12 protein-coding genes are annotated in these 9430 nt (G+C 58.6%); 5 read left to right on the top strand and 7 right to left on the bottom strand.

Annotation, left to right across the window (positions count from 1 at the left end; genetic code table 11):
- Positions 1-117 precede the first annotated feature (117 nt).
- On the top strand, positions 118-780 hold the full coding sequence (locus RMO15_RS24330) for a hypothetical protein (protein ID WP_309718661.1): 663 nt from the start codon (positions 118-120) through the stop codon (positions 778-780).
- Here RMO15_RS24330 and rimI read toward each other — a convergent pair.
- From rimI to RMO15_RS24295, 7 genes are read right to left on the bottom strand one after another with little or no spacing between them, the layout of a single operon-like run.
- On the bottom strand, positions 737-1243 hold the full coding sequence (rimI, locus tag RMO15_RS24325) for a ribosomal protein S18-alanine N-acetyltransferase (RefSeq protein WP_309718657.1): 507 nt from the start codon (positions 1241-1243) through the stop codon (positions 737-739). The two genes, RMO15_RS24330 and rimI, sit on opposite strands and share 44 nt — an antisense overlap.
- A complete protein-coding gene (locus tag RMO15_RS24320) occupies positions 1240-1662 on the bottom strand; it encodes a molybdenum cofactor biosynthesis protein MoaE (RefSeq protein ID WP_309718655.1) in 423 nt (140 codons plus the stop codon). The genes rimI and RMO15_RS24320 overlap by 4 nt, the downstream gene beginning before the upstream one ends.
- Positions 1663-1671: 9 nt before the next feature.
- Positions 1672-1917 (bottom strand): MoaD/ThiS family protein, encoded by a 246-nt coding sequence (locus tag RMO15_RS24315; protein WP_309718652.1) that lies wholly within the window; start codon positions 1915-1917, stop codon positions 1672-1674.
- The gene (locus RMO15_RS24310) at positions 1914-2435 is read right to left on the bottom strand and encodes a hypothetical protein (RefSeq protein WP_309718649.1); all 522 of its coding nucleotides are present in this window, start codon (positions 2433-2435) and stop codon (positions 1914-1916) included. The genes RMO15_RS24315 and RMO15_RS24310 overlap by 4 nt, the downstream gene beginning before the upstream one ends.
- Positions 2428-2937: a DUF6036 family nucleotidyltransferase gene (locus tag RMO15_RS24305; RefSeq protein WP_309718648.1), complete on the bottom strand. Its 510-nt coding sequence runs from the start codon at positions 2935-2937 to the stop codon at positions 2428-2430. Before RMO15_RS24305 ends, RMO15_RS24310 begins: the two co-directional genes overlap by 8 nt.
- On the bottom strand, positions 2930-3133 hold the full coding sequence (locus RMO15_RS24300) for a hypothetical protein (protein WP_309718646.1): 204 nt from the start codon (positions 3131-3133) through the stop codon (positions 2930-2932). Before RMO15_RS24300 ends, RMO15_RS24305 begins: the two co-directional genes overlap by 8 nt.
- A 5-nt stretch (positions 3134-3138) precedes the next feature.
- Complete coding sequence (locus RMO15_RS24295; RefSeq protein ID WP_309718644.1) at positions 3139-4686, bottom strand: DUF4127 family protein; 1548 nt, start codon at positions 4684-4686, stop codon at positions 3139-3141.
- A gap of 199 nt (positions 4687-4885) precedes the next feature.
- Between RMO15_RS24295 and RMO15_RS24290 the strand changes: the two genes are divergently transcribed.
- From RMO15_RS24290 to RMO15_RS24275, 4 genes are all read left to right on the top strand, one after another.
- Positions 4886-6322: a rhamnulokinase family protein gene (locus RMO15_RS24290; protein ID WP_309718640.1), complete on the top strand. Its 1437-nt coding sequence runs from the start codon at positions 4886-4888 to the stop codon at positions 6320-6322.
- A gap of 362 nt (positions 6323-6684) precedes the next feature.
- A complete protein-coding gene (locus RMO15_RS24285) occupies positions 6685-8055 on the top strand; it encodes a hypothetical protein (protein WP_309718638.1) in 1371 nt (456 codons plus the stop codon).
- Between the two features lie 189 nt (positions 8056-8244).
- On the top strand, positions 8245-8511 hold the full coding sequence (locus RMO15_RS24280; protein ID WP_309718636.1) for a hypothetical protein: 267 nt from the start codon (positions 8245-8247) through the stop codon (positions 8509-8511).
- 55 nt (positions 8512-8566) lie between these two features.
- A complete protein-coding gene (locus RMO15_RS24275; protein WP_309718632.1) occupies positions 8567-9304 on the top strand; it encodes a hypothetical protein in 738 nt (245 codons plus the stop codon).
- Positions 9305-9430: the final 126 nt, after the last annotated feature.

The following is a 9430-nucleotide window of genomic DNA, read 5'->3' as shown; positions in this document are numbered from 1 at the left end:
CGTTTGCCGTCGCCAACCGCCAGCTCAAAGTGACTCTGGTGGGCGTTGAGGAGTTCGAGAAGCTCCGGGACTATCTCAAGGAAAGCATTACCTGGCAAAAGTCGGTAAAGTAGGGGCATGAACCGAAAACGAATCTGGGGGCTAGTGCCACTGCTGGCACTAGCCCTCCCCTTGCTCGCACAGAACACTCCTAACCCTGCGAAGGGCTATCGTAGCGGCAAGGCGCTACTTAAGCAACCTTTCCTAATGGAGGGAAATGTCCTCAGGCTCTGTGGGAACCTTACACCCGAGGAGCAGGCAAAATTTGACTCCGACCCGCACTTTCACCACTACGCTCAGGTCTACGTAAACCCCACGGGCCAAGCGCTGGCGGGGCGCTACACCCAGGCCTTGAAGACCTACGAAGCAAAACTAAGGCAGCTTGAGAAAAAGAACTACCGTGCCTACTGGAAGCTCTATGGTCAGTACGAGGAGAAGTTCTTTCCGAAGCTCCCTTCTTTTCCTGTGGGCACGGTCTTGGTGAAAGAGAAGCTTGATAATCCCAAAGGCACAGGGACACCGGAGCTGCTCACGGCGATGGTGAAGCGCGAAAAAGGCTACAACCCCGCCTGCTATGACTGGGAATTTCTAGTGCTCGACGGCAAAGCGGAGCGCATTCTGGAGCATGGCAAGCTAGCCCGGTGCCAGAGCTGTCATGCGGAGAAGCTCTACAAACGCACGGAAGGTGTCGCGACCTTTAACTTGCGGATGATGCCATTAGCCGTGTTCGGTTCTCGGTGAAGCGTTTTTTCCAGGTTTGGTCTTCCATGTGGCGCACCCAGAGAATGTCGCCGTCCTCGCCGTCGTAGTAGCCCTTGCGGGTGCCTTCCCAGGCAAAGTTGTATTTTTTGTAGAGATGCTGCGCAGGCGCATTGCTACGGCGCACTTCTAGGGTCGCCGACGTTGCGCCACGCGCTTGTGCCGCTTCCAGCAAACCCACCAAAAGTCGCTCCCCGAGCTTCTGGTTGCGCCAGGCCTCCGCGACCGCGAGCGTGGTGATATGGGCCTCGTCCATGACCAAGTGAAAGCCGCAGTGCCCCACCACCTGGCTTTCTAGCTCCGCCACTAGATAGATCGCAAAGGGGTTCGACAGCTCGTTGATCCACGCCGATGTGGTCCAGTTACTGGTAAACGACTGCCGTTCAATTCGCGCGACGGTCTCGATATCCGTGCCCACCATGGGACGAATGGTAACAAGGCTCATTGGGCGGAGATCGCCTCGTCGCCCTCGATCCAGAACGTCCCGTCGGGGCAGAACTCCTTCTTCCAGATCGGCACATCGGCCTTGAGCGTGTCAATGGCCCAGCGGCACGCCTCAAACGCCTCCGCCCGATGCGAGCTTGCGACGCAGACGACGACAGCAATTTCCCCGACCGGGATAAAGCCGTAGCGGTGGAGAATCGCGCAGGCCAGCCCCCAGCGCGTCTGAACCTCCACCACCAGCTTCTCCATCTGGGCGGTCGCCATCGGGGCATAGACCTGGTACTCAAGCCCCGTCACGTTTCGGCCCTTCGAGTGATCTCGCACCACGCCCACAAACTGCACATACGCGCCGTCGGAGTCGGTCATCACCGCATCCACCGCCTGCTGCGGCTGAAGCGGCTCAGTCGTTAAAAGCACCATAAAGCCTGCCTACCCTCCGCTCATCGGGGGCAAGAATGCCAGCTCGTCGCCGTCTTTGAGGGGAGTTTCGGCGGTCGCAAAGTCCGCCCCCACGGCCACACGTGTGCGGCTGAGAAGATCCGCGAGGCGTGGCTCCGACGCCGCCAGCGCGGTAGCGGCATCGGCGACCGTCGCGGGCGCGTCGAGAGTCAGCTCCCACTCACCCGAGGGGACGATATCACGGTAGTGGCCGAAGAAGAGGGCACGGATAGTCATTTAGCTTGGTATACCTGATTTTTGTGCTTGGCTGGGTAGAGGTAGCGACCAAATGGCGGATCGGGCAGCGGCAACGGATCGCCAAGGCTGTCGAGCTCACCACTATTACCTTGTCCCGTCACGAACACCACCTGATTCGCGGGGCAACGAAACTCTCTGTGGTCGAACCCGTCGCAGCGCCACTCCCGAACGGTGAGCTCACTGCCCAGATGAGGTACTTCACAAGCGGGGCACTGCACCAGACCGCGCCCCCACTCCAGCAAGTCCGCTGCTATTTTTTGGTGGAAGAGCTCCGCATCCTTCCGTCCCAGATGTTTCCGCACCTGCTCGGACCACCAAGGCCAAGTAATCGCCGCCATACGTCGTCGTCGCGCCGCGATACTGAGCTTGCTATACGCTGGCCCCGCGAGCTCTGCCAAAAGTTGCTCAAGAAGCTGGTCGCCATGGATCAGATACTCTGAAATGTCGCTAGGATCAAAATGTAGGATGGTTTTGCGACGAGTGATGAACTCAGTCATCGCTCTCCAAGCCTTCGGCGAGGAGGCGCTTGAGGGCTTGGAGTTCCAGAAGATGCGCTTGATCTTTCACACGCCCCGCGGCTCGCTTCATGGCGATCAGATCATCTATTGAGGCAACACGAACCGTAAATTCGTCCATATCCAACTCCATGGAACGCGCCTTCAGTCCTTCGTAGGAATCTAAACCGCTGGGGAGAGGGAGGAGGTCTATCTGCCCGAGATCGGTGGTGAGGTTGAGAAAACGAACACGTGCTAGCCGCGCTGCGGTGAGCTCAAAACCAGCAGTTGGGTTGAATCCTAATAGTCTGGGATTGAGGTGGCGGACTGCGGTCGCTAGTTTTTCCCGATTAGGTTCATCCAGAGCAAACGAGATGTCAACATCACCCGTAACGGTGTCGGTTCCTAGAAGTACCATCGCCAGCCCCCCCACGACCACAAAGTCAATCTTCGCCTCGGTCAGGAGAGCTAGGATACGGCGAAACTCAGCAGGAAGCTCAGGCATGACGCTGAACCTTTCGTTGCTCCTGCATGCGCTTACGGAGCGGAACCATATCGCGCAAATAGCTCTCCAGACGGGCAAGACGCTGAGCTGGCGTGCGTTTGAGATTTTCCCTCAGATGCGAGAGATCTACCCCATTTTCATCGTACTGGAGTGCTTGCGCCTGCTCCATCAAGACATCGAACTCTTCCTCAGTCATGAGCTTTATTCTAACTCGAAATCACACTCAAAAGTACGGCTCCAGGGAAGCGTGACGGAGCCAGGGACGAGCGTGAGACCCACCCCCACCCCTCTTTTTTGGAGCCACTCCAGCCGTGTTTGCAGCCCCGCTTCGATGCTTGCGCAAGTGAAGGCAATCTGGTCAATGGCTCCCCCGTTATCGGGGGCGGGGGGGGCCGGGTCGTAGTGCCAGCCTTGGGCGACATTCTTAGCGCGGGCCTCCCGGCGCACATCGGTCTGGTAGCCCCAGCCTTCTAAAAAGTGATGGGTCAGGGCGATGTTCTGTGCGTGGCGATCGGCATTGTCTCCCGCAAGCCAGAGCGCGACGGCCTGCGCGACGGTGGTGCCCAGCGTGTTGCCTGCGGTGTTCCAGGCCCCAAAGCTCGCGAGCTTGGCGGGAGCGCAGGGCGAGTTTTCGGCAAAGAGCAGCTCGATAGCGAGCGGGTCGGCGCCATTGGGATAGGCCACATCGCCCAGCGCCACAAGTTTCCCCGAGTTCTGGAACTTACCTAGCTCCGCGAAAAACGCCTCGTAGGCGCTCTGACGGGCCTCGCGCTCGGCGTCGGCGAAGTCTGCCCGCCACTCCGTGCGGCGGGGCGAGGGCGTGAGCACACCAAGAATGAGATCCGCGTCTTCAGCGGAGCTTGCTAGAATCCCACCACACGCCCCGATTTGGCCCTCGACAGTGAGCCGCACCGCGCGATCCTCGTAGGGCGCGATAATCGCTTCGTCACCAGGGATCGCGTAGAGCGGGAAGATGTGCGGACGTCGCCCGAGCTTCTCGCAGAGCAGCCGTGCCGTGAGCGCCGAGCCCACTTCATCCGCGCCGGGATGAATCATCATCCGATCCCGCACGTCCAGCAAGTCCGCCCAGCTCTCCAGCCAGGCTTTCTCGCGGCTCGGCAGGCCCCACGCCGACGTGTCGTCTGAGGTAATCAGCAGAAACGAGAGTTTCTCGCGGGCGAGTAAGTTCAGCACGCTGAGATTCAGCGCATGGTTGCGCTCGCGGCGGGTGAGGAACTCACGGACATGCTCGCTTGGAACCTCACTTCGGATCGCTGCGAGTTTCTCCGCCTCGCCGGGCTCCAGCGCCCCGACGGTTTGTTTATGCAAGAGCTGGGAGAGGGCGTAGCAGCGCGTTCCGTAGGTCTTCCACCAGAGCGGCTCCTCCACGCAGTCATTGGCATTGGCGACGCGGGTGATCAGCACAAAGGCATAGACCAGCGCCCCGTTTTCGTGGGCCTGCACCAGCGGCGCCAGCCGCGCCAGCCCCTGTGCTACTGTCTCGCTAGAGATTCGGGAGTTGATGAGATTGCCCCACGCCAAGTACTCCACCGACGCCACGATGCCATCACAGACGCCTGCCTGCTCGGTCAGCCACGCGGCCACGGCAGCCGTGTCGGCAGGGATGCGCGCCGAGCCACGAATCTCCAAGGGCGGTAGGGCAATCTCCGCCCCCACAATGGCGGCGATCTGAGACGGATAGCGGGTGTTGACGGGGCGCTCATCGAGCGGAGCAAGGGCAATTTTCACGCAGGGATTATACCGCCACCGCCGATTAGAACGGCGGTGCTGGAGAGCTAAAGCTACGAAGGGCGTGCCGCCCATACCTCCTTCGCGAAGCCGGAGGGGGTCGGCGAAGCCGGGGGGAGGCATGGCCCGAAGTGGCCTTTCTGGCGGAACGCCCGTTGACGCCCCGCTCTAACCGGGGCGGTCAGGTATTATGATGCTCATGGCACGGATTCTGGCACTGGATTTAGGCGCGGAGAGCGGACGCGGTGTGGTGGGCACGCTCTCGGACAGCGGCAAGCTCTCTCTGGAAGAGGTTCATCGGTTTCCCACCGGCGGGATCAAGCTCGGGGCGCACCTGCACTGGAACCTCCCCGGCTTTCTGGTGGAGCTACAGACGGCGATTAAAAAAGCCACCGACGGCGGGACGGTCTCCAGCCTGGGCATTGACACCTGGGGTGTGGACTTTGGCCTACTCGGGCCACGCGGCGAGCTGGTCGCGCTGCCCGTTCACTACCGCGACCCGCGCACCGTTGGCGGCGAGGCAAAACTCTACGCGAAGGTTCCCAAGGCGGAGATCTTTGCGAAAGTGGGAATCCAGAGCATGGCGCTCAACACGCTCTTTCAGGTCGCCGCGCTGGCCGAGCAGGAGCCGAGGCTAGTGGAGGCGAGCGCAAAGCTGCTCTTCATGCCGGACCTGCTCCACTACCTTCTCACGGGCACGGCGCAGATTGAGTACGCCATTGCTAGCACCAGCCAGATGCTCAATGCGACCACGCGGGAGTGGGCCACGGATGTCCTTGCGCCGCTGAACTTGCCCATGCACCTGCTTGGCCCGGTGGTTCCGGATGGCAGCGCCTACGGACACTACGAAGGCATCCCCGTGCTCGCCCCCGGCGGCCACGACACGGCTTGCGCGGTCGCCGCCGTTCCCGCTGAGCCGGGGGAGAGTTGGGCATATCTGTCGTCGGGCACCTGGTCGCTGATGGGGCTGGAGATTCCTGCGCCGATCCTCAGCGCCGACGCTGAAGCCGCCAACGTGACCAACGAGGGCGGTGTCTTGAACACGATTCGCCTGCTGAAAAATATCGGCGGGCTCTGGCTGGTGCAGGAGTGCCGCCGCGCCTACGCACGCCTCGGTAACGAGCGCAGCTACGACCAGCTCACGCGCCTCGCGGGGGATGCCACACCCCTGGCCGCGCTCATTGATCCGGATCATCCCAGCCTCTACGCCCCCGACGACATGCCCAAGGCGATCCGCGAGCTCTGCATCGCCACCGGCCAGACCCCGCCCGAGGGTGTCGGGGCGACCATCCGCTGCTGCCTGGACTCGCTGGGGCTGAAGTACCGCATCACGCTAAAGATGCTGGAGCGCCTCACGGGCCGCAAGATCACGACCCTGCATATCGTCGGCGGCGGCTCCCAGAACCGCCTGCTCAACCAGATCGCCGCCGATGCTACGGGCTGCACCGTGATCGCCGGTCCGGTCGAGGCCACCGCCATCGGGAACCTCCTCCTCCAAGCCTGCGCCCAGGGCCTCATCGCCGATCTGGCCGAGCTACGCAGCATAGTCCGCGCCTCGTTCCCCGTCGAAACCTACAACCCCGATCCCACAATGACCGCTCGGTTTGTCGAGGCAATGGAGAAATCCGCTGGATGACAGACATTGAGACTGTTGCCCTATTTTGCCAAGAACATCTAAACCTTGGCAGTATAGTTCGGCTTGGGGATGAGTATGCTTACTCTCATCTGCCACTGTGTTTTTTGGATGCTGTCTGGTCAATTGGTGTCCGTTATCAGGGTGTCCAGAGAGTCGTCAAGCGTTATGAAAAGTGGGCAGGTTTAGGCCAGCCGTCCTCGATTCATACAACTGCCGAGTTCCTTGAAAAACTATCAACTTTAGTTTCCGCTAAAATCGGGTCGCCCGCTGCTTCTCTACAAGATCGGATTTGCAGTCGTGACATCGGGCTTACTCTCAGGTAGAGTTGAGTCGGAAAACAAAAACGCACCGAAAGAAACCCGATGTCACAGCCAGTTTATCGTATTTGTAACCTCTTGGAAAAAACCCTCAAAGGGGTTCCTCTAGGAACAAACCTGGGATTATTCCAACTCCAATTCGCACTCGTCTCAGGCAGATTTCTCGAATCACGAGGAGCCGTCTTTCCTGCCCTAGACAACCTGGGACTTGAAGCCGATGCGGTTCGCCGCTCAAGCGCAGCCTTGCGAAAAGGACGATGGGAAACGCAAGAGTTACTCGACAATTGGCAGGAAATCGTCCAGGGGGAAGGGTATTTTACGCCCCATTGTCATGGAGGTTACCGCCCTGTGCCTTGCGACCTCACAGGCTTTAGACGACCAGAATTGAAAGGGAATCCTGCCAAACACTTCGTGGCTGAGGTAGGTAAAGCCTTGCCCGCTATTATCGTTGGCATTGCCGTAGCAGTGGGCAGTGTAGGAGATTTAGAAGATTCTTGTCACGAAGGTAGTGAAGGAGTCATACTTCACGGTTCGAAGCGCCGTTTTGCCCTGCCTCGACTGCTCATACGTTGGGAGCAAGGCGACACTCGGGAAGCCGATGTCCAAACCCGACTCATTGAACAAGCAGGCAAAACACTCACTCCTGAAGAAGTGGCCGTCTTTGATGCGGGGTTTTCTCTGGCTGAAGTTCGTGCCAAGACGCCTAGATTTGTCGTCCGTTTAGCCAAAAATGCAACGGTACGTCGTAATTACCTGCCACCCTACAAAGGTTGCGGACGACATTCTGAGTACGGTGAAATCGTCCGTCCTCTTGCTCGCACACGCGCGGGTAAGTTGCTTGAAGCAACGGCTTGTGATGCCACTTTTGGATGGGAGGACGAGGGGATTCGTCTTCGTGCTGAGGTCTGGAAAGATGTCGTCTTGTCCGAGGATAAAGTGGGTGCTGTGCCGGTGAATGTCGTTGCGGTATTTGATCCTCGTTACAAAGAGCCTTGGCTTCTGGCGACCAATCTTGAAGTGACGGCTGAGGTGGTGTGGCGTCTGTATCGAGATCGGTGGGCGGTGGAGCACCTTCCTTTGGTTGCCAAGCCGATGCTTGGTTGTGGTCAAGCGTTTGTCTTTGGTGAAGAGAGCCGTCTTCGTCTTCCTGAGTTGGCTTTACTCAGTGGCAACATGCTTTCTTATGTCGCTGCAACTTGCTGCACTGTGGCGACAGGTTTCTGGGATCGTATGTGCCGTGCTACGTGTGGTCGTCTTCGTCGTGTGCTGAATCGTCTTGATTTCTCGGAGTTGCCCGTGGTGGGTGAACAACTTCGAAAAAAGGCGAGTGTGACTTCCCATTTGGCGACTGGTGTCGAGGGTCATCGTCGTCAGAAAGCTCCTAAAGCTGGGCAAGGAGTGCTACAGAGTGCATGATTTAGCGGAAACTAAAGATCAATTTACTCCGCTGAGCAGGCATCAATAACTATCTTTGCAAATCGCCAACGCACTTCAACTCGCGGCGGTATTCTCAAAGCCGAGGCTGTTATACGTTTTGCTCGCGTTCTCGATGAGTTCGGCATACAGACCTTTGAAGACTTAGTTCAGGAAGAAGACAAATTACCCTTGGTCGAAACTAAGATTCGTCAAATCCCCGGCCAGATAAGCGGACTATCGTGGCGCTACTTTCTGATGCTGGCAGGAGCAAGCCACCTGACGAAACCTGACCGGCAGGTTTTACGTTTTCTCAAAACCGCCACAGGTAAGAACTTCTCAACCGAAAATGCCCAAGCTCTTCTCGTTGCCGTCTGTGAACAGCTCCGTTTACAATACCCTCTGATCAGCCCACGTGAGTTAGATCACTTGATCTGGCAGTACCAACGAACGCAATAGAATAGCCCTCCTTCGGCACAAACGCTCTTAGTAATTTCGTATAGGAAGGAGCACAATGAAAGACTTTATCTTCCTTCTGCGAGTTTGGTGGGAGTCCCTCATTCCACACCGACCAGCGCCGCCCCTTGCGCCGGAGAGAGCGGCTCTACAAGAAGCGTTTTTCGCAGCACGTGAGCGTGGCGATGGGGCGGCTGCTGAAGCGGCTGGCCGTCAGCTTGTTGCCCTCAACGACTCTCTCATGCACCGCGCTCGGGATGCGGAGTATCTCGCCGACATTCTGGAGGAGCAAGGACGCCGTGACGAAGCTTTTGTAATGATCCAGGCTGCCACACAGGCAGCGCGGGAGTCGAAGATTGCTCCCCTGCTTCCCATGGCTCTCCGAAATGAAGTTGATATTGCGACGCGCTGTGGGAAGTATGCCCACGCTGAAGCCTGCGTCGAGGAAGGCCTTCGGTGTGTCGCGCAGTCAGATATTCAGATGCCCTGGGCTCAGGCCGAGTTTCTCGTGCGCCGTGCACGAATTCGCCTAGAAATAGGTGATCTTGCTCAGGCTACTCAAGACTTGCAAACTGCCCAGAAGCCGCTTTTCCCCGCATCGTCCGATGGAATTCTGCCTCGGCAGAAGCTTTGGTACCAAGTTACCGCCAAGCTCCGGCTTGCACAAGGTGACTCTCAGGGAGCTCTCGCCGCAGGCAACGAAGCCCTCACCCTCGCCAGGCGTATTGCGGAGTTTCAACACCTAGATGCCCACCAGCGTCGAACGGGACTGCATCGCTCGCTCCTCCTGGTTTGAAAATCCCCGCTGAACTCACGCCAAAGCCTTTGGAGTTGGAGTCAAACTCACCTCGAACCCCAAGCTGACCAAGCGCTTGGTCAGGCTACGAGTAAGCCGCTCTGGCTCTCGCTTGTCAAAGTAGTC

Source organism: Armatimonas sp. (assembly GCF_031410135.1).
Classification (GTDB): domain Bacteria; phylum Armatimonadota; class Armatimonadia; order Armatimonadales; family Armatimonadaceae; genus Armatimonas.
The sequence above is the reverse complement of the archived record's forward strand: the minus strand, read 5'-3'. Positions and strand labels throughout refer to the sequence as shown.

Coding starts and splice junctions, on each gene's coding strand:
- RMO15_RS24330 (WP_309718661.1), top strand. CDS start 118: ATGAACCGAAAACGAATCTGGGGGCTAGTGCCACTGCTGGCACTAGCC.
- RMO15_RS24320 (WP_309718655.1), bottom strand. CDS start 1,662: ATGGTGCTTTTAACGACTGAGCCGCTTCAGCCGCAGCAGGCGGTGGAT.
- RMO15_RS24305 (WP_309718648.1), bottom strand. CDS start 2,937: ATGCCTGAGCTTCCTGCTGAGTTTCGCCGTATCCTAGCTCTCCTGACC.
- RMO15_RS24300 (WP_309718646.1), bottom strand. CDS start 3,133: ATGACTGAGGAAGAGTTCGATGTCTTGATGGAGCAGGCGCAAGCACTC.
- RMO15_RS24275 (WP_309718632.1), top strand. CDS start 8,567: ATGAAAGACTTTATCTTCCTTCTGCGAGTTTGGTGGGAGTCCCTCATT.
- rimI (WP_309718657.1), bottom strand. CDS start 1,243: ATGAGCCTTGTTACCATTCGTCCCATGGTGGGCACGGATATCGAGACC.
- RMO15_RS24315 (WP_309718652.1), bottom strand. CDS start 1,917: ATGACTATCCGTGCCCTCTTCTTCGGCCACTACCGTGATATCGTCCCC.
- RMO15_RS24310 (WP_309718649.1), bottom strand. CDS start 2,435: ATGACTGAGTTCATCACTCGTCGCAAAACCATCCTACATTTTGATCCT.
- RMO15_RS24290 (WP_309718640.1), top strand. CDS start 4,886: ATGGCACGGATTCTGGCACTGGATTTAGGCGCGGAGAGCGGACGCGGT.
- RMO15_RS24285 (WP_309718638.1), top strand. CDS start 6,685: ATGTCACAGCCAGTTTATCGTATTTGTAACCTCTTGGAAAAAACCCTC.